The sequence below is a fragment of the Puniceispirillum sp. (SeqCode) genome (assembly GCF_965657105.1).
In the GTDB taxonomy this organism is placed as follows: domain Bacteria; phylum Pseudomonadota; class Alphaproteobacteria; order Puniceispirillales; family Puniceispirillaceae; genus Puniceispirillum.
In genome coordinates this window covers 1-20,389 of the sequence record NZ_CBFHNB010000041.1, presented here as the reverse complement: position 1 = coordinate 20,389, position 20,389 = coordinate 1, and the positions used below count along the sequence as shown (strand labels likewise).

21 protein-coding genes are annotated in these 20,389 nt (G+C 51.1%); 13 read left to right on the top strand and 8 right to left on the bottom strand.

Annotated elements, in window-relative coordinates; all coding sequences use genetic code 11:
• Nucleotides 1-218: hypothetical protein (locus ACTF7Q_RS07020; protein WP_438997137.1), on the top strand; the 218-nt coding region annotated here is incomplete at its 5' end.
• On the opposite strand, the gene msrP is transcribed toward ACTF7Q_RS07020, so the two are convergent.
• The gene (msrP, locus tag ACTF7Q_RS07015; protein WP_438997136.1) at nt 215-1,189 is read right to left on the bottom strand and encodes a protein-methionine-sulfoxide reductase catalytic subunit MsrP; all 975 of its coding nucleotides are present in this window, start codon (nt 1,187-1,189) and stop codon (nt 215-217) included. The two genes, ACTF7Q_RS07020 and msrP, sit on opposite strands and share 4 nt — an antisense overlap.
• A 459-nt stretch (nt 1,190-1,648) precedes the next feature.
• Entirely contained in the window at nt 1,649-2,851 is a 1,203-nt protein-coding gene (locus ACTF7Q_RS07010; RefSeq protein ID WP_438997135.1) for a pyridoxal phosphate-dependent aminotransferase, read from the bottom strand.
• A gap of 388 nt (nt 2,852-3,239) precedes the next feature.
• Here ACTF7Q_RS07010 and uvrB point away from each other — a divergent pair, with 388 nt between their 5' ends.
• The 4 genes from uvrB to moaD all read left to right on the top strand — a co-directional run bounded on the left by uvrB (nt 3,240) and on the right by moaD (nt 8,737).
• Entirely contained in the window at nt 3,240-5,360 is a 2,121-nt protein-coding gene (gene uvrB / locus ACTF7Q_RS07005) for an excinuclease ABC subunit UvrB (RefSeq protein WP_438997138.1), read from the top strand.
• A 505-nt stretch (nt 5,361-5,865) separates the two neighbouring features.
• On the top strand, nt 5,866-7,782 hold the full coding sequence (gene uvrC / locus ACTF7Q_RS07000; protein ID WP_438997134.1) for an excinuclease ABC subunit UvrC: 1,917 nt from the start codon (nt 5,866-5,868) through the stop codon (nt 7,780-7,782).
• Nucleotides 7,783-7,850: 68 nt separating this feature from the next.
• Nucleotides 7,851-8,417, top strand: a complete 567-nt coding sequence (gene pgsA / locus ACTF7Q_RS06995; RefSeq protein ID WP_438997133.1) for a CDP-diacylglycerol--glycerol-3-phosphate 3-phosphatidyltransferase — start codon at nt 7,851-7,853, stop codon at nt 8,415-8,417.
• 65 nt (nt 8,418-8,482) lie between these two features.
• On the top strand, nt 8,483-8,737 hold the full coding sequence (gene moaD, locus ACTF7Q_RS06990; protein ID WP_438997132.1) for a molybdopterin converting factor subunit 1: 255 nt from the start codon (nt 8,483-8,485) through the stop codon (nt 8,735-8,737).
• 42 nt (nt 8,738-8,779) lie between these two features.
• On the opposite strand, the gene ACTF7Q_RS06985 is transcribed toward moaD, so the two are convergent.
• Nucleotides 8,780-9,658: a branched-chain amino acid aminotransferase gene (locus ACTF7Q_RS06985; RefSeq protein ID WP_438997131.1), complete on the bottom strand. Its 879-nt coding sequence runs from the start codon at nt 9,656-9,658 to the stop codon at nt 8,780-8,782.
• Between the two features lie 126 nt (nt 9,659-9,784).
• On the opposite strand from ACTF7Q_RS06985, the gene ACTF7Q_RS06980 reads away from it, so the two are divergent.
• From ACTF7Q_RS06980 to ACTF7Q_RS06970, 3 genes are read left to right on the top strand one after another with little or no spacing between them, the layout of a single operon-like run.
• Entirely contained in the window at nt 9,785-10,282 is a 498-nt protein-coding gene (locus ACTF7Q_RS06980) for a MarR family winged helix-turn-helix transcriptional regulator (protein ID WP_438997130.1), read from the top strand.
• A 31-nt stretch (nt 10,283-10,313) separates the two neighbouring features.
• Complete coding sequence (locus ACTF7Q_RS06975; RefSeq protein ID WP_438997129.1) at nt 10,314-11,006, top strand: response regulator; 693 nt, start codon at nt 10,314-10,316, stop codon at nt 11,004-11,006.
• Nucleotides 11,006-12,325, top strand: a complete 1,320-nt coding sequence (locus tag ACTF7Q_RS06970; RefSeq protein WP_438997128.1) for an ATP-binding protein — start codon at nt 11,006-11,008, stop codon at nt 12,323-12,325. The genes ACTF7Q_RS06975 and ACTF7Q_RS06970 overlap by 1 nt, the downstream gene beginning before the upstream one ends.
• Nucleotides 12,326-12,334: 9 nt before the next feature.
• Here the strand turns inward: ACTF7Q_RS06970 and ACTF7Q_RS06965 are convergent, their stop codons facing one another.
• The 5 genes from ACTF7Q_RS06965 to ACTF7Q_RS06945 all read right to left on the bottom strand — a co-directional run bounded on the left by ACTF7Q_RS06965 (nt 12,335) and on the right by ACTF7Q_RS06945 (nt 15,372).
• Entirely contained in the window at nt 12,335-12,673 is a 339-nt protein-coding gene (locus ACTF7Q_RS06965; RefSeq protein WP_438997127.1) for a tRNA-binding protein, read from the bottom strand.
• Entirely contained in the window at nt 12,666-13,346 is a 681-nt protein-coding gene (locus ACTF7Q_RS06960; protein WP_438997126.1) for a hypothetical protein, read from the bottom strand. The genes ACTF7Q_RS06965 and ACTF7Q_RS06960 overlap by 8 nt, the downstream gene beginning before the upstream one ends.
• A gap of 112 nt (nt 13,347-13,458) precedes the next feature.
• Nucleotides 13,459-14,313 (bottom strand): pyrroline-5-carboxylate reductase, encoded by an 855-nt coding sequence (gene proC, locus ACTF7Q_RS06955; protein ID WP_438997125.1) that lies wholly within the window; start codon nt 14,311-14,313, stop codon nt 13,459-13,461.
• Nucleotides 14,310-14,900: a YbjN domain-containing protein gene (locus ACTF7Q_RS06950; RefSeq protein WP_438997124.1), complete on the bottom strand. Its 591-nt coding sequence runs from the start codon at nt 14,898-14,900 to the stop codon at nt 14,310-14,312. Before ACTF7Q_RS06950 ends, proC begins: the two co-directional genes overlap by 4 nt.
• A 106-nt stretch (nt 14,901-15,006) precedes the next feature.
• Nucleotides 15,007-15,372 (bottom strand): accessory factor UbiK family protein, encoded by a 366-nt coding sequence (locus tag ACTF7Q_RS06945; RefSeq protein WP_438997123.1) that lies wholly within the window; start codon nt 15,370-15,372, stop codon nt 15,007-15,009.
• Between the two features lie 191 nt (nt 15,373-15,563).
• Here ACTF7Q_RS06945 and lgt point away from each other — a divergent pair, with 191 nt between their 5' ends.
• The 5 genes from lgt to ACTF7Q_RS06920 all read left to right on the top strand — a co-directional run bounded on the left by lgt (nt 15,564) and on the right by ACTF7Q_RS06920 (nt 20,385).
• Nucleotides 15,564-16,400, top strand: coding sequence for a prolipoprotein diacylglyceryl transferase (gene lgt / locus ACTF7Q_RS06940; protein ID WP_438997122.1), 837 nt, complete (start codon nt 15,564-15,566; stop codon nt 16,398-16,400).
• On the top strand, nt 16,397-17,599 hold the full coding sequence (locus tag ACTF7Q_RS06935) for a class I SAM-dependent methyltransferase (protein ID WP_438997121.1): 1,203 nt from the start codon (nt 16,397-16,399) through the stop codon (nt 17,597-17,599). Before lgt ends, ACTF7Q_RS06935 begins: the two co-directional genes overlap by 4 nt.
• On the top strand, nt 17,599-18,441 hold the full coding sequence (pgeF, locus tag ACTF7Q_RS06930) for a peptidoglycan editing factor PgeF (protein ID WP_438997120.1): 843 nt from the start codon (nt 17,599-17,601) through the stop codon (nt 18,439-18,441). Before ACTF7Q_RS06935 ends, pgeF begins: the two co-directional genes overlap by 1 nt.
• A 192-nt stretch (nt 18,442-18,633) precedes the next feature.
• Nucleotides 18,634-19,563: a ribose-phosphate pyrophosphokinase gene (locus tag ACTF7Q_RS06925; protein ID WP_438997119.1), complete on the top strand. Its 930-nt coding sequence runs from the start codon at nt 18,634-18,636 to the stop codon at nt 19,561-19,563.
• Nucleotides 19,564-19,752: 189 nt separating this feature from the next.
• Nucleotides 19,753-20,385: a 50S ribosomal protein L25/general stress protein Ctc gene (locus ACTF7Q_RS06920; RefSeq protein ID WP_438997118.1), complete on the top strand. Its 633-nt coding sequence runs from the start codon at nt 19,753-19,755 to the stop codon at nt 20,383-20,385.
• The last annotated feature ends 4 nt before the right edge of the window (nt 20,386-20,389 follow it).

The following is a 20,389-nucleotide window of genomic DNA, read 5'->3' as shown; positions in this document are numbered from 1 at the left end:
AACACGTACCCAACAAAATCCTCAATGGGAAAGAATGGAGAACGTATAAAAGCAAAGATTGGGGGGATGGCAATCTTGCATATTTAATGGAACAGAAAGTCCTAGATATACTCGAGATAAACCATACAGTGCATGGTGAGATTGTTTATTGCGATAGAAAAGCACTGACATCAGCTTGGAACAAAGCCATATCATCCATCAAGCCAACCAACCCCTAAAAATACAGCGTCCGGTTATTGTCGAATGACATATCGGCATACAGCCCCGCGACCTGATCGCCATAGCCATTGAAGATTTCGGTTTGCACCCTTTGTCCGGTGCCTAGCAGCCGTTCGGTGCGTTGCGGCCAGCGCGGATGCGGCACAGTCGGGTTCACATTCGCCCAGAACCCATATTCGGTGCCAGCCAACTCCTGCCAGAATGATACAGGCTGCGTATCGGTAAAGCTAAAACGGACGATCGATTTAATCGATTTAAAGCCATATTTCCACGGCGTCACCAGCCGGATTGGCGCGCCATTCTGGTTTGGCATATTTTTGCCATAGATACCGGTGGCCAGAAACGCCAGCTCGTTTTGCGCTTCGGCAATGGTCAGCCCCTCGACATAGGGCCAAGGATACCAGCCCTGTTTTTGCCCAGGCGCAACATCCGGATCAAGAAAGGTTTCCATACGCAGATATTTGGCTTCGGGTAATGGCTTGGCCAGCTTGATTAGATTCGCCAGCGGCACCCCGGTCCATGGCACCGCCATCGCCCAAGCCTCGACACAGCGATGCCGGTATAGCCGTTCTTCCAGCCCGCCCATCTGGCGCACCAGATCTTCGGCGTCAATCGTCATTTCGGATTCAACAAGCCCGTCAATCGTCACCGCCCACGGGTCGGTTGTCATGTTGCGGGTTTTCTTCCAGATATTCTTTGACGAGCCAAATTCATAGAAATTGGTATAGGTGGTGGCTTCTTCCTCGTCGGTGATTGCCCGATCCAGACCATAGGCGTTATTCCGCGCCGCCGGATAACCGGTGATCGCCGCCAACGCCGATGATGCCATGCCGCCGCCCATCATCGCGCCAGCTAGGCCAAGACCGCTAAAGCCTGCCGCTTTCAGCCAGCTTCGCCGGTTCATATAGACATGTTCGGGGGTCGCCGCAGATTCGGGCAAGGCCCATGACGCTTTGTTTTTGATCAGCATATCGTCAGTCTCCCGGATTATTACCTATGTAGTTAACTCCCCTAATGTGGCGGTTATGAGGCAGATTTTATCCGCCCATCATACCTTCACATCACATCACATAATATTGGGGACAGTGGCAACAAGGTCAATCACATCTATGTTGTTATTAGCAAAGAAACCGGCATCCAGCGCCCCGCCCTATCCCAAGCGTTAGTGACCCGCCAACGGAACGTCTTTGAAGTCGATTGCTTTGCCGAAAATGCATGGCAGGCAAACTCCTATTGCAACACAGTCTAGACAATTTCAAAGCCGTTTGGCGTTTTGTCATTGAAACTGATGCAATCTGCGCTTCGTTTAGACAATAAATTATCAATTACTGATTTACTGCTCTTTCACGGCACAAATTGATGATGATCTTCGAAATCAATATTTGGGCTAATGCCCGAACATCACTAGTTGTTTATTCATAAGATATCTCTATGCAAGTGCATTTACCGCGTCACGAATACGTGTCATTGCGCGTTCCAGCATCGCGTCTGATGCCGCATAGGATACGCGGAAATGCGGCTCCAGCCCGAACGCCACGCCTGGCACAATCGCGACTTCACCTGCCTGCAAAAGATACTGGGCAAAGTCCTTGTCCGTTTCGATGATCGTGCCATCTGGCGTATGCTTGCCAATCAGCCCTTTGATCGAGGGATAGACATAAAAGGCGCCGTCGGGCGTTGGGCATTCGACCCCATCAATCGCATCAAGCGCGGCCACAACCATCTTGCGTCGGCGGTCAAAGGCGGCCAGATTTGACCACATGAAATCCATCGGCCCATCCAGCGCTGCCAGCGCCGCATATTGGGCAATCGAATTCGGGTTCGAGGTTGATTGTGACTGGATTTTGGCCATCGCCTTAATCAGCGGCACGGGCCCCGTACAATAGCCAATCCGCCAGCCCGTCATGCAGAATGATTTCGACACGCCATTCGCGGTCAGAATGCGATCCTGCAAATCGGGGGCAATGGCCGCCAGCGTGGCAAAGGTAAAATCATCATAGCAAAGATGCTCGTAAATATCATCGCTGATGACATGCACCGCTGGATGTTGGCGCAGAATATCGGCAAACGCCGCCAGTTCGGCCGCGCTATAGCCAACGCCTGTTGGGTTTGATGGGCTATTCAGGATCAGCCACTTGGTACGCGGGGTGATCGCCGCATCCAATTGCGCGGGGGTCAGCTTCATGCCACTTGCAAACGGACATGGCAGAAAGACCGGCACGCCTTCGGCCAGATCGACGATACCTTTGAAAGATACCCAATAGGGCGTCGGGATCAGCACCTCATCCCCGGGGTTGAGGGTCGCCAGCAAAGCATTAAACAAGATCTGCTTGCCACCTGTGCCAACGCTAACCGCGTCGGCTGTCGTTTCAATTCCATTTTCGCGTTTGAATTTACGAACAATTGCTTCTTTCAATTCAGGTATGCCATCAACCTGCGTATATTTGGTTTTGCCATCGGCCATCGCCTTTTGCGCGGCCTCTTTGATATGCAGGGGGGTATCGAAATCCGGCTCACCCGCGCTCAGGCCAATAACATCACGCCCCGCGCGCCTCATATCCAGCGCAATACCGGTAATTTCCACCGTTGGCGACGGGGCTAGACGGGCTAGGCGATCTGAAATAAACGGCATCGGGTTCTCCTATGCGGGGCTGGCCTATGCGGGGCTGGCAATATGGTTGCGACTGATATCCATTTATGCGGCCAGACAGGCTTTTGGGCAAGACTTTTCACCTGCCTTTTGGCATGAAGATGATCGGCGGCACCTCTCTCGCCACTGTGTTTGTTCACGAAATGTTTCACGTGAAACATTTTGGGCGTGCATTCACCTGATCGACCAGAGCAGGAAAATTAGCAAATGTAGTGGCATAATCGCCAGCTTCATGGATGCGCTACGCTAAAATTTCATCTGCCCCCTTTCGCTTATGCTGTGATGCGCTTATCTTTGGGGCATGGATGAGATCACCCACAATACAGATAGCCCCGATACTGCTGTCGCCGATAAAGCCGCCACTGATAATATGATTATCAAGCGGGCGCGGGCGCCTGCCGATTTTGATCTGCAATCAGATTTCAAACCCGCCGGTGATCAGCCCACGGCGATTGCCGAATTGATCGAGGGGGTCAAAAACGGCGAACGCGATCAGGTTCTGTTGGGAGTGACGGGATCAGGCAAGACCTTTACCGCCGCGCATGTGATCCGCGAAATGAAACGCCCGACCTTGATTCTGGCACCCAACAAGACGCTGGCCGCCCAGCTTTATGGCGAGATGAAGTCGCTGTTTCCGGATAATGCGGTCGAATATTTCGTGTCCTATTACGATTATTACCAGCCCGAAGCCTATGTGCCGCGAAGCGATACCTATATCGAAAAGGAATCATCGATCAATGAACAGATTGACCGGATGCGGCATTCGGCAACGCGGTCTTTGCTGGAACGTGACGATGTGATTATCGTCGCGTCAGTATCGTGCATCTATGGTATCGGATCGGTCGAAACCTATTCGACGATGACGCAGAAAATCACCAGTGGTGAGAATTTTCCACGGCAAGACATGCTGCGCAAATTTACCGAATTGCAATATAAGCGCAATGATACGAATTTCGTGCGTGGCACCTTTCGTGTGCGCGGGGATTCGGTGGAATTATTTCCCGCCCACCTGGAAGATCGCGCATGGCGGATTTCGCTGTTTGGTGACGAGGTCGAAGCAATCCATGAATTTGACCCGCTGACCGGTGAAAAATTTGCCAGCCTGCCCACAATCACGGTGTTCGCCAATTCGCATTATGTAACGCCGCGCCCAACCTTGCAGCAAGCCTGTAAATCAATCAAGATCGAGCTGAAACAACGGCTGGCTGAATTGACCGAAGCCAATAAACTGCTGGAAGCCCAGCGTATCGAACAACGCACGCAATTCGATGTTGAGATGATCGAAGCCACCGGCGTCTGTGCGGGCATCGAGAATTATTCGCGCTATCTGTCCGGGCGGGGCCCAGGCGAGCCACCACCGACTTTATTCGAATATCTGCCCGAAAATGCCTTGCTGATCGTCGATGAAAGCCATGTCACCGTGCCACAGTTGGGGGCGATGTATAAAGGCGACTTTGCGCGCAAATCAACGCTGGCCGAACATGGATTCCGCTTGCCATCCTGTATGGATAACCGGCCTTTGAAATTTGAAGAATGGGAAGGCTTCCGACCGCAAACGATCTATGTATCTGCCACGCCAGGTACCTATGAAATGGAACGCACCGGCGGGGTCTTTTCCGAACAGATCGTCCGCCCCACCGGATTGATCGATCCCGAATGTATCGTCCGGCCAACCGGCAATCAGGTCGATGATATCATCGCCGAATGCCGCGACGCCGCCGCCAAAGGCCAGCGCGTGCTGATCACCACCTTGACCAAGAAGATGGCCGAGGCCTTGAGCGAATATATGTTCGAAGCGGGCTTGAAAGTACGCTATCTGCATTCGGATATTGATACGCTGGAACGGATCGAAATTATGCGCGATTTGCGGCTCGGCGTGTTTGACATTCTGATCGGGATCAATCTGCTGCGCGAGGGGTTGGATATTCCTGAATGCGCATTGGTCGGGATTCTGGATGCCGATAAGGAAGGCTTTCTGCGGTCAAAAACATCTTTGGTGCAAACCATTGGCCGGGCGGCGCGAAATGTCGAAGGGCGCGTCATTCTGTATGGCGACCGGATCACCGACTCGATGCAATATGCGCTTGACGAAACCAACCGCCGCCGCACCAAACAGGAAGCCTGGAACAAAGCCAATGGCATCACGCCTGAGTCAGTGAAAAAGGATATTGCCGATGTGCTGGGGTCGGTCTATGACCGCGCCGATCATCTGACCCCGCAAGCTGGTGGCAAAGATGGCGCGTTGGTCGGTAATAACTTCAAAACCGTGATCGCCGATCTTGAAGCCAGCATGAAAGATGCAGCCGCCAATTTGGAATTTGAAGAAGCCGCCCGTCTGCGTGACGAAATACGCCGGATGGAAGCGGCCGAATTGGGACTGACCGCCCCGGGGGTGCCAAGCTCGATTGCACAAAATTATGGATTCCCAGCTGGCACACCAGGGGCACCACCAAAAAAACGCGGGCGCCAAAAACCGGGTCGTCGCGGCTGAGACGCAGGTTAGGTGCGGCTAAGATGTAGCTAAGATACGAACGCGGCATTTACGCAATATGATGCTATTACAACTTTATCAGAATCATCTTTTGCTTTGTTTTTTTGATGTTTTTCCGGTTTTCAAATTTCATAGTTTGACAGCTAAAACAGATAAATTATTGACCGAATCAGGTGATGTTTTGCACAAGTAAAAAAATTTGTCACAATTCAAGATAAATTATGCAAACTAAATATAAATTTTATTTCATTTTCCCTATTGCTATATATTAACCTGTTGTTTTAATTTATTTATATAAAATTGCCTAAAATTTAGGCAAAGTGGTTATTTTCGCAGGAAATAAGGGGCGTGACCCATAAAATGGCTATTTGTCCCCAGTTTTATCCACAGGGTTAGGGGATAGAATCTCCCTGCGACATTTAGAAACATCTTGTCGCGATTCGTAGCACCAGTCAGGTCACGATTTGGGCTATGACAAAGTCATTGAAAGGCTTAGATTAAAGTCATGACGACGTCGATACAAAGCTTTGATGATGATGCCAAGACAGCCAATCTACCACCCGATATCTGGCGTGGCATCAGCTATCTGAAAGAAGAGCTCAAGGTGTTGCCGCATCAGCCTGGCGTGTACCGGATGACCAATGGGCTGGGCGAAGTTCTCTATGTGGGCAAAGCGCGTGACCTTGTCCGGCGGGTTAGTAGCTATACCCAGCCGAACCGGCTTTCCAACCGGATCATGCGCATGGTCAGCGAAACCGAAAAGCTTGAGGTGATTGTCACCAAATCAGAAATCGAAGCCTTGCTACTTGAATCAAATTTGATCAAGAAAATGAAGCCGCGTTATAATATTCTGTTACGCGATGATAAAAGCTTGCCGCAGATTTTGTTAACTGCCGATCATGATTTTGGCCAGCTGGCAAAACATCGTGGTCGCAAAAACCGCAAGGGCGATTATTTTGGCCCCTTTGCCTCGGCAGGTTCAGTTAATCGTACAGTTGCCGATCTGGCGCGTGCCTTTATGTTGCGCACCTGTTCGGATTCGGTCTTTGCCACGCGCACGCGCCCCTGTTTGCAATATCAAATCAAGCGCTGTACTGCGCCCTGTGTCGGTTATGTTAATAAGGCCGACTATGCCAAACAGATGAATCAGGCACGACGTTTCCTGTCTGGAGATTCGGCACAAATTCAACGCGATTACGCACGTCGCATGCATGATGCGGCGGACAAGCTGGAATTCGAAACAGCCGCGATCTGGCGCAACCGTATCCGCGCCCTGACCGGCATTCAAGCCAGTCAGGACATCAACATCCCAAATCTGAAAGATGCCGATATTATCGCCATTGCCCAAAGTGGCGCACGATCCTGTATCCAGATTTTCTTTATCCGTGGGGGATCTAATTATGGCAACCGTTCCTATTTTCTGACACATCCAGGCACCACGTCACCTGCCGAAACGCTGACCGCCTTTATGGGGCAGTTCTATGACGATAAGGAAGCCCCTGCCGAAATATTGCTATGCGAAATGCCTGAAGATGCCACGCTGATTAGTGATGCCCTGTCGAGTCAAACCGGACGCGCGGTGAAGCTAAGCAGCCCGCAACGCGGCGCCCGGCACAAGATCATGGCGATGGCGATCAAAAATGCCGAAGAAGCGCTAGCGCGACATCTGGCTAATTCGGCATCACAACGCCGCCTGCTAGGCGAGCTTGCCGAAGCTCTTAGCCTTGCGGCCGCGCCCGAACGGATCGAAATCTATGATAATTCACATATTCAGGGCAAACATGCTGTCGGGGGCATGGTTGTCGCGGGCGCCGAAGGCTTTATGAAATCGGCCTATCGCCGCTTTAATATCAAGGATGATGGCAAATTTGGCACCACGCAGGGTGATGATTTTGAAATGATGCGCCAAGTCATCAACCGCCGCTTTGAACGCGCGCTGAAAGAAGACCCTGACCGCCTGTCGGATAGCTGGCCGGACCTGCTGTTGATCGATGGTGGCAAGGGCCAGCTATCTGCGGTGACCAAAGTGATGGACGAGTTGGGGATTAGCGACATTGATGTTGTCGCCATTTCAAAAGGTCCTGACCGTAACGCTGGCCGTGAACAGTTTCATATGAATGGCCGCCAGAGTTTTACCTTACCACCAAACGCCTCGGCGATGCATTTTTTGCAACGGCTTCGTGATGAAGCACATCGCTATGCCATTGGCACGCATCGTAGCAAACGTCTCAAAACCGAACTTACCAGCCCGCTTGATGCCGTCCCGGGTATCGGCCCCAAACGCAAAAAGGCCTTATTGGCACATTTCGGCTCGGCGCGCGCGGTCTCGGCTGCGGGTCTGAAAGATCTGGAAGCGGTCGAAGGCATTTCAAAAACATTTGCACAACAGATTTTTGATTGGTTCTATAGTGGCCAGAAATAATGTATTAAGCTAGATATAGGTATTTGGGTTTTTAAATGCCTATTTACCATTACGCTAAGGGCAATAACATGATGTCTATCGATAGCATACCAAACTGGATGACTGTGTTACGGATTGTCGTAACGCCTGTTATTGCCATCATGATATGGATCGACGATGCGTCCTATGGCTATCTTGTCGCCTTCATCCTATTTACGATTGCCAGCATTACCGATTATCTAGATGGTATGCTGGCACGACAGATGAAGATCGAGTCAGGCTTTGGTGAAATGCTTGACCCTATTGCGGACAAAATGCTTATCGGCGCGGTGCTGTTGGCATTGGCCAGCGTGCAGACCAGCGGGTGGGTTTTCCTTGTGCCTGCCTTATTGATCATAAGCCGCGAATTCATGATTTCCGGCTTGCGTGAATATCTGGCGAAGATCAGTTTTACCGTGCCAGTTACCCGCCTTGCCAAATGGAAAACAACGGTGCAAATTCTGGCGCTGGGTACGTTGATCGGAGCACCTGCCTTCCCCAGCCTTATATATGCACATGATATTGGTTTGATGTTGTTATGGGTAGCGGCATTGCTGACCTTGCAGACAGGTATGGGATATATAATCGCCGGTTTGCGGCAGGTTCCAAATAGATAATTTCATATCCGGCTAACAGGATTAAGATACAACCAAGCCACCGAGGCAATGCCACAGAGGTAATGATGGTCACTATTTTATATTTTGCTTGGTTGCGCGAACATACCGGATGCGCGACCGAAGAGATCAAGATAAACGCCGATATGCATACTGTCGGCGATATTGTCGCTTATCTAAAAGCACAATCGGATGGCCATGCCAATGCGCTTGGCGATATGGATACAGTTCGGGTAGCGGTAAACCGCACCTATGGCAATATCGACACAGAGATTACCACTGGCGACGAGATTGCCTTTTTCCCGCCCGTTACCGGCGGCTAGCCCATATCAGCTGAAAAATCAGTTAAACCCTGACAGAGATATTTAGCGTCCGCGCACCAAATTTTCATAACCGTCAACAAGCTGGCGGCTGATATCGGATGGGGTGAATTTATAATCTCCGATCTGTGATACCGGCGTTACCTCGGCCGCGGTGCCGGTGAGGAAACATTCCTTCATGCTAGCCATGTCTTCGGGATTCATGTGACGCTCGACAACTTTGATCTGCATCGATTTGGCCATTTCAATCACGGTCTGGCGGGTAATGCCATTCAAGAAGCAGTCAGGAATAGGCGTATGCATGGTGCCTTCATCATCAATGAAAAATACATTCGCGCCTGTCGCCTCGGCGATATAGCCACGGTAATCAAGCATCAGCGAGTCCTGAAAGCCCTTTTTCTCAGCCGCATGTTTGGACAGGGTACAGATCATATAGAGGCCAGCTGCTTTGGCTTGAACGGGCGCTGATTCAGGTGATGGACGACGCCATTGCGAGATGTCGAGCGTAATGCCTTTCATCTTGGTTTCGGGATCAAAATAGCTTGGCCATTCCCAAGCAGCGATAGCGACATGTGTTGTTGTCTGCTGCGCCGAGATTGCCATCATTTCCGACCCGCGCCAGCAAAATGCCCGCACATAGCCATCAACAATATTATTGGCTTCGACTACTGCCAGTTTGGCCGCTTCAACTTCATCGTCAGTGATTGGAATATCAAAATCCAGAATATTGCACGACTGGCGCAGACGCTTTGTATGTCGAACACCTTCAAAGACAACACCTGAATATACGCGCTCACCCTCAAAAACGAGACTTGCATAATGTAAACCGTGGCTGAGTGTATGTGTTTTGGCGTCACGCCATGGCACAATTTCACCATCCAACCAAATTGATCCATCCCTGTCATCAAATGGAATTAACGCCATTGTTAGCTCCTATATTCTGTCAACAACGTCAAAATCTTAATGTTTTGTACGTTGTTTAGTTCCAAACTGGCCATTTTATGTTACCTAAGGTATCAAGATTTTCTGGCATAACTATAATTGGTCAACATGGCTGACATAAAACCGATTGGCAAGGCTCTTTTTTTACGCGAGGAGGAGCTTCGACGGGGAATAGAACTGATGTTCTTTGCCTATCGAGACTTTACAGATGAACCTGACTCGATTCTGGAGGCTCAGAATATGGGGCGTGCGCATCATCGCGCCATCTATTTCATCGGGCGTAGCCCGGGAATTTCCGTATCCGAACTTCTGGTGATTCTGAATATTACCAAACAAAGCTTATCCCGTGTATTATCAGCCTTGATGGAAGATGGATTTGTTTTGCAGGAAACCGGCACTAAAGATCGCAGACAAAGGTTGCTGTATCTGACCGATAAAGGTACCGCGCTTGAACATCAGTTGACGAGCCTGCAAGGTAAGCGATTCGCACGCGCCTATCGTGAAGCCGGGGTTGACGCTGTTGAGGGATTTCAGCGTGTCTTACGCGGGTTAGTCGACCAATCAACGCGCGACCAAATAGACAGTTTTGACGATAAACCGAAGTGATCACTATGATGATCGCAAGAGGCACACAATAATGAGTCAACATCACATTCTGGTTATTGATGATGACGAACGTCTGCGCGATCTTTTGCGCCGGTTTCTGGAAGAAAGCGGTTTTCGTGTTACCGATGCCGCTAATGCCAGTGAAGCCCGCCAGATTTTAACAGGTTTTGTATTTGATCTATTGATAATCGACATCATGATGCCTGGCGAAACCGGGCTGGAGTTTTTGCAAGAGTTGCGCAAAAAGGATAATGTGCCCGCTTTATTCCTGACTGCCATGTCAGAGACCGAACACCGGATCGAAGGGCTGGAAACAGGCGCCGATGATTACATGTCAAAGCCGTTTGAACCGCGTGAACTGGTGTTACGGATCAAACGTATTTTGGAACGAAAAACAACTATCAGCCATGAGCCTAATGCGCTGATTATTTTCGGACCTTTTGCCTTTGATCCTGCCACAAGCACGCTGACACGTGATGACGTACGCATTCACATAACCACTGCCGAACAGCAACTTTTGGCAAGTTTTGCCAACGCTCCGGACATGGTGCTGTCGCGCGATGATCTGTCCAGCGCGGTTGAAGGGCGTATGGAGGGCCGATCAATCGATGTTGCTGTTGCCCGATTACGGCGGAAACTAGAACCCGATCCGCGGCATCCGGTATTTTTGCAAACTGTCCGGAATCGTGGCTGGCTTTTACGAACCGATAGGCCCCCCAGATAATGCAGTTGCGCGAGTTTCTTCCTAAAACGCTGTTTGGCCGGATGTTATCGATCATTCTGGCACCGATGATTTTCGTGCAGATCATCACCGTATTTATTTTCTATGAGCGCCATTGGGATACGGTAACACGCCATATGGCGTCCAACCTGACATCCGAATTTGCCTATCTGCTGGAGGGGCTTGGCCCGAACCCGACTGACGAAGAGCTGCAGGTCATCATGGATCATGGCTGGCAATATTTTTCCTTTCCGATCAGCTTTACCAAAGATGTCGACCTTGCCGAAACCAATGTGACACCCGCAGACACCTATGCCGAACAGATGTTGCGGACAGAGCTTGCCAAGCGTGTAACCTTGCCATGGTATGTCGATGTCGATAGCGACCCGAATCTGATCTCAGTTGATATCGAACTAGATAGCGGAGTGTTGCGCATCTATGCCAGCCGCAAGCGTATTTTCAGTTCAACCAGTTGGACATTCATCGGCTGGACAGTCGGGTCTTCGATCATTCTATTCGGGGTGGCGCTAATTTTTCTGCGTGGTCAGGTGCGTCCGATTCATCGGCTTGCCAATGCCGCACGGCAATTAGGGCTGGGACGCCAAGCCCCGGATTACCGACTTGAAGGGGCGCAGGAAGTGCGGCTTGCTGGCCGCGCCTTTCAAGCTATGCGCCACCGTATCATGCGGCAATTAAACGAGCGCACCGCCATGCTTGCTGGTGTTAGCCATGATTTACGAACGCCTCTTACAAGAGTCAGATTGCAATTGGCGTTGATGGAAGATAATGATGATCATAAGGCCATCCGTCAGGATATCGACGAAATGGAAGATATGATTGACGGTTATCTGTCTTTTGCCGCTGGCGAAGGTGAAGAACCAACGGTAGAAGTTGAAGTGGACAAGATGCTATCCCGGCTGGTCAGTCAGGCCGCCAAAGCCCATAATTTTGATATCAGCTTTGAAGCGCCCGACCCAGCAATTCCGCCTTTTTCCATTCGCCGCAATGCCATCCAACGCGCCTTTTCAAATATCATTTCCAATGCCGTACGCTATTCGACCAAGACCGTTGTCACGGTGCGTGTGCGCAATGATGAAATCACCTTTATATTTGATGATAATGGGGCGGGCATCCCCGAAGAATTGCGCGCCGATGCAATCCGGCCCTTTATAAGACTCGAGGAATCTCGCAACCGTAAAACAGGGGGCACCGGGTTGGGGCTGTCGATTGCCAGCGACATTGTGCTGGGGCATGGTGGCGAACTGACGCTTTTGAATTCACCATTAGGCGGATTGCGGGTGACCATAAAGCTACCTATGTAGCCTTGTGATTTAATAGAGTCGGCCACCATCGGGCACCGATTTATCGGGGCAGACCAGCACCACTTCGCCGGCATCATCAGGCACACCAAGCGTTAGCACCTCGGACATGAAAGGGCCAATCTGGCGCGGTGGAAAATTAACTACCGCCATGACCTGCTTGCCTAGCAACGCATCGCAATCATAATGTTTGGTTATCTGCGCGGATGATTTGCGGGTTCCCAGATCACCACCAAAATCAATAACCAGCTTGACCGCCGGTTTGCGCGCCTCTGGAAAGGGTTCGGCCTTTATGATCGTGCCACAACGAATATCCAGTTTGAGAAAATCGTCAAAATGCGCTTCAGTCATGATCTGCACTCTTATCTGGGCTCATATCGGCATCCGCGCTATTGGCCGTATCGGATTTTTGTCTGGACGCTCCACGCCCAAAAACCCCAAGTGAGCATCCCCAATCTTCAGCCTGTTCAAGACGACGGTCAATTTCCTTCATTGTCATTGATAAATCTGGTGATTCATCTTTGTGCCAAACACGCGCGCTGGCCACCATTACGCCAACAACACCATGAATGCGGGCTTCGCCTTGCCAGCCTTTGGGATTGTCACCGCATAATAATAACAGACGGCGGGTAACAGCCACGCGCCTGGCCAATAATTCCAGTCCAAAGGGCGGGATGCGTAGCGCCGATTTAGCCAGTGAGGCCACAGCCTTTTTATAAGGATTATAGACTTCAAAACGATGTAAAATAGCTTCAAGGATTTTTTCGCGGATCGACACATCACCAGCATCTTTGAGATCGTCAAAGGTTTCACTCATCGCCTTGTTATCAAGCATCGATAGATGATGCAAAATCAGCGCCGAAACAGTGCCCGCACAAATCGCGGCATAGTCATGATCGATATTAGCCGCATCCGCTACATCATCAAGGCTGATCTGCTCAAGCGGCTTATCTGCCAGCATGTCAAAGGCAACTGCGGCAAGCTGGCTCATAGTTATAGTGGTATCCTGATCGGCGTCATGCATCACGTCTTACCCAGCAACAATGGATTTATACTCTTTATATAAGAAAATAGACGTCGATTTCCAGCCAGCAGACAAAATCAATAATTAGCGCGTTTCAGAAATGATGTTGTAATCAGCTTCCCAACGCGATGGAACGGGCTTTCGCCGCCGCGATAGCGCGCGCCAGCAAAGGGGCCATACCATCATCCGCCATCAACACATCAAGAGCCGCCGCCGTGGTGCCGCCCTTGCTGGTCACATTAGCACGCAAGATAGCCGGATCATCATCAGACGCCGCAATCAGCGCGCCAGCCCCCGCCACCGTGGCCGCGGCAAGCTTGGCGGCGAGATCAGCTGGCAAGCCAGCTTCGATCGCCGCTTTGGTCATCACCTCGGCAAGCAAAAACACATAAGCAGGCCCAGAACCCGAAACCGCGGTAACAGCATCCATCAGGCTTTCATCGTCAATCATCACAACCTGCCCGACCGCCGCCAATAGCTGGCCAGCAAGATCGCGCTTAGCATCTGTTGCCTTACCGCTATATAGCACGGTGATGCCATGACCAATCGCGGCGGGTGTATTCGGCATAGCGCGCAGTATTGGCGCGGTGCCTCCCATCAAAACGTCAAGGCGTGACGCCAGCCAGGCGGTTGTAATGCCAGCGGCGATCGACAGAAACGCCGTATCATCGTCGATCATAGGGGCAAAATGCCCTATCGCCGCGTCCATCACCTGTGGCTTCACTGCCAGCACGATGATCGTCGCGGGCGGGATGGATGCGGTTTCGGCGGCGGCACAACTTTCAAACAGCGCGATATGGGCGTGTTTGTTTGTCCAGCCAAGATGATCCTGAAACGGTTCGATTATGGAAAAATGCGCGTCAAGTTCGGTATCAGCAATCCAGCCTTCTAGCATGGCACCACCCATCTTACCACATCCAATAAGGACGATATGATGTTGTGGTGACGGGATGCTGGCTGTGCTCATGCCTCACCCATTGTCGGCATCAAGACAATCGCAGCCGCGTCGGTCGCTTGCATGGCGCCATGCGCCACCTGATAAATGGCCGGAAAATTCTGTTCACATTCGCCAAGCATGATATCAACCACATCTTCGATCTGTTCAGGCGTAGCCCCGCCCGCACCACGTAAAGCCAGCGTATGACGCAATTCCAGCTCGCCATTGGTGATATCAAACGCCAAATGCCCGATAAATACCTGCTGATTTAACAAAGCGGCAAGCAAGGCTATTTCGCCAAACTGACTTTCATCAGCCTGAATATCAATGCGGCAAGTCACGTGCATTGTCTGTTCTGAAACCTGCCAGGTAGCATGCAGTTGATAATCGCTCCATTTACCGGGAATTTCAGCAAAGATGGCGTTGCTGGCCTGACGCCGTAAAAGCCAGTCATGCCGTGTGACAAAACGCGACACAAGCTCAATTGGGTCGGCAAGAATAATATCGTCATTTTGCTGGGTCAGCGCCATTGTCATGTTCCAATAAGGCATATGCGTTTGGGTGCCTAGAATAGCACCTTCATGACCTAAAGTGACAAAAGCGGTGCGGCTGATCAAGCTATTTCGACACAATATTTAGTGTCTGGAATTTGCAAAACCACAATTTTTAGTGTTTTTTCCTGTTTTTCTGGTGATTCGGCTTGGTTCAGCCATCAGTCACATTTCATTTATTTTTTGGCGCGGCAGGCTTTTTTGCAGCTGGTTTTTTAGCCACAGGACGTTTGGCGGTTTTTGTAGCTGTACGGGGCATCGATTCGGCACCTGATTCGGATGCGGTTTTGGCCTTGGTTTTGCCGGCTGGCTGGGCTGATGACGCCGCCTCAAGCATGGCCAGACGCGCAGCAAGCGCTTCATGACGGGTACGCAGTGCGTCAAATTCCTCACGCGTAACTAACCCACGCGCATTCAAGGTGCGTTCTAAACGATGGCGTATCATATTATCTATTTCTTCGCGCACCCCGCCAAGGGCGGATGCGGCCCCATTGGCCATCTGGGCAAGGTCTGACATTAAAGATGAACGCAAAGCCATGAAATTCTCCTACTATGACGATCCAACCTGTGCATTTGTGATGGGCAGTTTACCCAAAGATAAGCAGGTTGCCTATTTATCCTCTACTAGAGATAAGGTGAATGCGCTAAGCTTGCAATCACCACATTATGTCGCATCGCTGTTCTTTGCCGATGCGACGATAGTTTCAACCAGCCGGATCGTATCTAGCCATGACCAGCAACTTACAAACAGCCGATGCCCAAACAGCCGAGATAGTTTCATCAGCCGGAATCATTCTGCCTGAATTCAATGAATTTGCCATTCAGTTTGGTAATTTTGGTATTCGCTGGTATGCGCTGGCCTATATAGCGGGCTTGCTGATCGGTTTTTATCTGTTGAAGCGAGAAGCCAATAAAGCCGACTCAGCCATGACCAGTGTCGCGCTTGATAGCCTGATGAATTATGTTTTGATCGGGATCATTGCTGGCGGGCGTCTTGGCTATGTGCTGTTTTACAATGCCAGCTATTTCCTATCCTATCCGCTAGATATCTTTAAGATATGGCAAGGCGGCATGTCATTTCACGGCGGGTTGGTTGGTGTTACATTCGCCATGATGCTGCTGGCGCGGCGGCATCAGATACCAGTGCTGGCGATCAGCGATCGGGTGTCGATGGTATTGCCGATAGGACTATTCTTTGGTCGCATTGCCAATTTTATCAATGGTGAATTATGGGGACGGATTACCGATGTGCCGTGGGCAATGGTGTTTCCGCATAGCGACGGTGCCCCGCGTCATCCAAGCCAGCTTTATGAAGCTGGCCTCGAAGGGCTGGTGCTGGGACTGGCTATGCTCATGGGCTACCGGAAAGGCTGGCTAGCATATCAAGGACGTCTTACAGCCATTATGCTGATCGGTTATGGAGCGAGCCGTTATCTGATCGAATTCGCGCGCGAACCCGATGCGCATCTAGGTGTATTATTTGGCGTGATCACGATGGGACAGATCTTATGTTTGCCGATGCTGGCAGGTGGTCTTTATCTGTTAATGCGGGAGCGCCGCAGATGAGCATTGCCAGCGGTGATGATATTAATGCCGATGATATGACAGCTTCGCTTGTCGCGCAGATTGCAGCTGATAGCCCACTGTCACTGGCACGCTATATCGAAATCGCGTTAAGCACAGCTAGTGCTGGCTATTATCAATCAAGTGATCCCTTTGGCCAAAAAGGGGACTTTATCACCGCACCCGAAATATCCGGCCTTTTTGGTGAGATGTGTGGTTTGTTTCTGGCGCATATGTTCGAGCTTGGCCAGACACCAGAGGAAACAGCATCTGGACACCAAAAACCAGCGATTATCGAATGCGGCCCTGGGCGCGGCACCTTAATGGCCGATATGCGGCATGTCTGGGAACAGCTTATGCCAGATCTAACGGCATGCCCGGTGCATCTGATCGAAACAAGTCCATATCTGCGCACGCTTCAAGAGCAAGCGTTGCCCGACGCGGTGATCCATTGGCATGATGATCTGTCGGCCTTACCTGCCGCACCGCTTTATGGCATTGCTAATGAATTTTTCGATGCCCTGCCAGTGGCACATGCGATCTGCCGAACAGGCATCTGGCGGCACCGGCTGGTAACAGCCACCCCCGCATTGGGCTTTGTCGAGGGCAAACCCCTGACCGACGCCGAGCTTGAAATGTGGCGACTTGATACAAACAACTCAGGACCAAGCCAAGAGGGAGACGATATGGCGACGCCACTTGATGGGGCGATTGCCGAATCATGCGCGTTAGGTGAAGACATCATGCGAAGTCTGGCGGCGCATATAGCCCGCTTTGGCGGTGCCATTTTGATCATTGATTACGGCAAGACAGATAATAGGGGTGATACGGTGCAGGCGGTTGCCGCGCATAAGCCTGTCGATCTGTTCTATCAGCCAGGTCAGGCCGATATATCGCATTGGGTGGATTTCGGGGCACTGGCCGCTTGTGCCAACGCGGCAGGTGCGCGCCTGGTCGGTCCTGTCGAGCAAGGTAGCTTTCTGACGCAAATCGGGCTCAAGGCGCGCGCTGAACAAGCCGCCGCTCATGCCGATCCAGAGATGCGCCGAGCATTACTCGCCGCCTATGACCGGCTTGTCAGCCCTGCACAGATGGGAAGCGCCTTTAAGGTGGCATTGCTGGTGCCGCAAGGAGACGGCACCCCACCAGGCTTTGTCACGCATAATGCCAAGACAGAATCATCAACTAGGCAGGATCGCTGATGCAGTTTTCGACAGTCATTTCGCCAGATGGGGTGCCGTATATCCAGTTTGATGACTGGAAGACACCAGATGCAGAGGGCACCATAATCCAGCATGGTTTTTTCACCCGAAATGGTGGCGTGAGTAGCGGTTATTATAACAGTCTGAATTGTGGCTATGGATCACAGGACGCGCCTGCCAATATCACCGAAAATAGAAGGCGGGTTGCGGCCAGCCTTGGGCTTGGCGCAAATAGGTTATACGGGCTTCGGCAATGCCATTCAGCCGATGCCGTGCTGGTCACATCTGATCAAGATGCACACCAGCGCCCGGATGCCGATGCGCATGTCACAGCAATAGCTGAATATGGGTTGGCGATTTTGACAGCCGATTGCACCCCGATTCTGTTCGCCGACCGACAGGCCGGTGTGATTGGCGCCGCCCATGCCGGCTGGCGCGGCGCATGTGGCGGGGTGCTGGAAGCAACGGTCAATCGCATGTGCAAGGCCGGTGCCACGCGCGATAATATAACCGCACTGATTGGCCCTTGTATCCGCCAGCATAGTTATCAGGTTGGCAGTGACTTGCGTGATGAAGTGCTGGCCAGCACGGATGAAGCCGTGGTCTTTTTTGCCACTGACCAAGAACCTGGCAAATACCGCTTTGACCTTGCTGGCTATGTCGCCATGCGTCTAGAGAGTTGTGGCATTGGCGCGATTCATGACTGCCTGCGCGATACCTATAGCGAATCAGAGCAGTTCTTCTCGCATCGCTTTGCGACTCATGCAGGTGATAGCGACTCAGGCCGCCTTATTTCAGTCATCGCCCTGCAACCATTTTCCACCATCATGCAAGAGGCGTAAAATGCCGCATCTATATATTTTCCTTGGGTTACTGTTTCTTTCCTTGCTGGCCAGTTGCATCATCTGAACAGTGCCCCGTAATAAAAGTGTAAAGAAAAGGTGAAAACCACCTTGTCGGTTCGCCATGTGATTGCTAATAACATGCTTCTTGTAGTGGGCTACAACCACGAAAACCGGCAAAGGTTTTGACGCATGAAGATTTTATCTTGCAATAGTAATCGTCCTCTTGCGGAAGCTATTGCCGCCTACCTTGATGTTCCGCTCACCCTCGCCGATGTAAAACGCTTTGCCGATATGGAAGTGTTTGTCGAGATCGCCGAAAATGTTCGTGGTGAAGATGTGTTTGTTATCCAGTCAACCTGTTTCCCCGCGAATGACAATGTCATGGAATTGCTTGTCGCGCTTGATGCGCTGCGTCGTGGATCAGCCCGCCGGATCACAGCTGTCCTGCCTTATTATGGCTATGCGCGCCAAGATCGTAAATCGGGGCCCCGTACGCCGATTTCGGCAAAATTACTGGCCAATCTTATTACCTCGGCAGGTGCCGATCGCGTGCTGACGATTGATCTGCATGCAGGCCAGATACAAGGCTTTTTCGATATTCCAACTGATAATCTGTTCGCCGCACCAGTTTTCATCGAAGATATCAAACAACGCTATGATGGATCGAAGCTGATGATCGTATCGCCTGATGTTGGCGGCGTGGTGCGGGCACGTTCACTGGCCAGACGGCTTGATGCTGATCTGGCGATCATTGATAAGCGCCGCCCTAAAGCTGGCGTATCCGAAGTCATGAATATCATCGGTGATGTAAGCAAACGTCATTGCATCATGGTTGACGATATTGTCGATTCGGGTGGCACTTTGTGTAATGCGGCTGTTGCCTTGATGAATGACGGCGCGTTGAGCGTTGATGCCTATGTCACGCATGGCGTATTGTCAGGTGGCGCGGTGAGCCGGGTGGCAGCCTCGCCGCTTAATTCGCTGGTTACAACGGATTCGATTCCCGCCACTGAAGCGGTGCGGGTTGCGCGTAATGTGCGGCATCTATCAGTTGCGCCCTTGCTTGGCGAAGCGATCCTGCGAATCAATGAAGAACGGTCAGTTTCAACATTGTTCTAATTGGTAGCATCTAATGGGTTGGGGGCTTTTACCAAGACCCCTTTTCAAATTTCAAACCATCGTCACAAAACATAACCTGAATCGTGTCTGCGGCACGTAAAACGCTTGTGTTTTGGTGATTTACGGCCTATACCTCGCACCGCTATGCACCCCTGGAGGCATAGTCATTGTTTGATAAAGGAGTTAGCAATGTCTGACATAACAACCATTAGCGCTGAACAGCGCGAACGGGTCGGTAAGGGGTCCGCCCGTGCGGCACGCCGCGCAGGTCTTGTCCCAGCCGTTATTTACGGCGACAAGAAGGAACCTCTAGGCATTAACATGTCTACCCGTGAAATTACCAAAATCGTGCATCAGCCCGGTATTTTCGGCCGTTTGCTGGAGATCAAGGTCGATGGCAAGAAAAACACGGTTCTAACCCGTGATATTCAGTTCCATCCGGTATCTGACACTATTCTGCATATGGATTTTCTGCGGGTATCCGGTTCGGTAAAAGTGGCCGTTGGCGTTCCTGTTGAGTTTATCAATGAGGATATTTGTCCAGCGCTAAAGATTGGTGGCGTGTTGAACGTTGTCCGTCACGAAATCGAGCTGAATTGCCCAGCAACCGATATTCCGGAAAAAATCATCATTGATCTTGATGGTCTGAAAATCGGTGACTCAATCCATATCAGTGCGATTACGCTGCCCGACGGTGTTGAGCCAACAATTACCGACCGCGACTTTACCGTTGCTACATTGCAGTCACCTGGTGGCGGCGTGAAGAACGAAGATGAAGACACAGATGGTGAAGAAACCGAAGAAGAAGCTACAAGCGAATAATAAT

Excerpts from the sequence above, each read along its gene's own strand:
- msrP (WP_438997136.1), bottom strand. The coding sequence starts at position 1,189 with ATGCTGATCAAAAACAAAGCGTCATGGGCCTTGCCCGAATCTGCGGCG.
- ACTF7Q_RS07010 (WP_438997135.1), bottom strand. The coding sequence starts at position 2,851 with ATGCCGTTTATTTCAGATCGCCTAGCCCGTCTAGCCCCGTCGCCAACG.
- uvrB (WP_438997138.1), top strand. The coding sequence starts at position 3,240 with ATGATTATCAAGCGGGCGCGGGCGCCTGCCGATTTTGATCTGCAATCA.
- uvrC (WP_438997134.1), top strand. The coding sequence starts at position 5,866 with ATGACGACGTCGATACAAAGCTTTGATGATGATGCCAAGACAGCCAAT.
- pgsA (WP_438997133.1), top strand. The coding sequence starts at position 7,851 with ATGATGTCTATCGATAGCATACCAAACTGGATGACTGTGTTACGGATT.
- moaD (WP_438997132.1), top strand. The coding sequence starts at position 8,483 with ATGGTCACTATTTTATATTTTGCTTGGTTGCGCGAACATACCGGATGC.
- ACTF7Q_RS06985 (WP_438997131.1), bottom strand. The coding sequence starts at position 9,658 with ATGGCGTTAATTCCATTTGATGACAGGGATGGATCAATTTGGTTGGAT.
- ACTF7Q_RS06980 (WP_438997130.1), top strand. The coding sequence starts at position 9,785 with ATGGCTGACATAAAACCGATTGGCAAGGCTCTTTTTTTACGCGAGGAG.
- ACTF7Q_RS06975 (WP_438997129.1), top strand. The coding sequence starts at position 10,314 with ATGAGTCAACATCACATTCTGGTTATTGATGATGACGAACGTCTGCGC.
- ACTF7Q_RS06970 (WP_438997128.1), top strand. The coding sequence starts at position 11,006 with ATGCAGTTGCGCGAGTTTCTTCCTAAAACGCTGTTTGGCCGGATGTTA.
- ACTF7Q_RS06965 (WP_438997127.1), bottom strand. The coding sequence starts at position 12,673 with ATGACTGAAGCGCATTTTGACGATTTTCTCAAACTGGATATTCGTTGT.
- ACTF7Q_RS06960 (WP_438997126.1), bottom strand. The coding sequence starts at position 13,346 with ATGCATGACGCCGATCAGGATACCACTATAACTATGAGCCAGCTTGCC.
- proC (WP_438997125.1), bottom strand. The coding sequence starts at position 14,313 with ATGAGCACAGCCAGCATCCCGTCACCACAACATCATATCGTCCTTATT.
- ACTF7Q_RS06945 (WP_438997123.1), bottom strand. The coding sequence starts at position 15,372 with ATGGCTTTGCGTTCATCTTTAATGTCAGACCTTGCCCAGATGGCCAAT.
- lgt (WP_438997122.1), top strand. The coding sequence starts at position 15,564 with ATGACCAGCAACTTACAAACAGCCGATGCCCAAACAGCCGAGATAGTT.
- ACTF7Q_RS06935 (WP_438997121.1), top strand. The coding sequence starts at position 16,397 with ATGAGCATTGCCAGCGGTGATGATATTAATGCCGATGATATGACAGCT.
- pgeF (WP_438997120.1), top strand. The coding sequence starts at position 17,599 with ATGCAGTTTTCGACAGTCATTTCGCCAGATGGGGTGCCGTATATCCAG.
- ACTF7Q_RS06925 (WP_438997119.1), top strand. The coding sequence starts at position 18,634 with ATGAAGATTTTATCTTGCAATAGTAATCGTCCTCTTGCGGAAGCTATT.
- ACTF7Q_RS06920 (WP_438997118.1), top strand. The coding sequence starts at position 19,753 with ATGTCTGACATAACAACCATTAGCGCTGAACAGCGCGAACGGGTCGGT.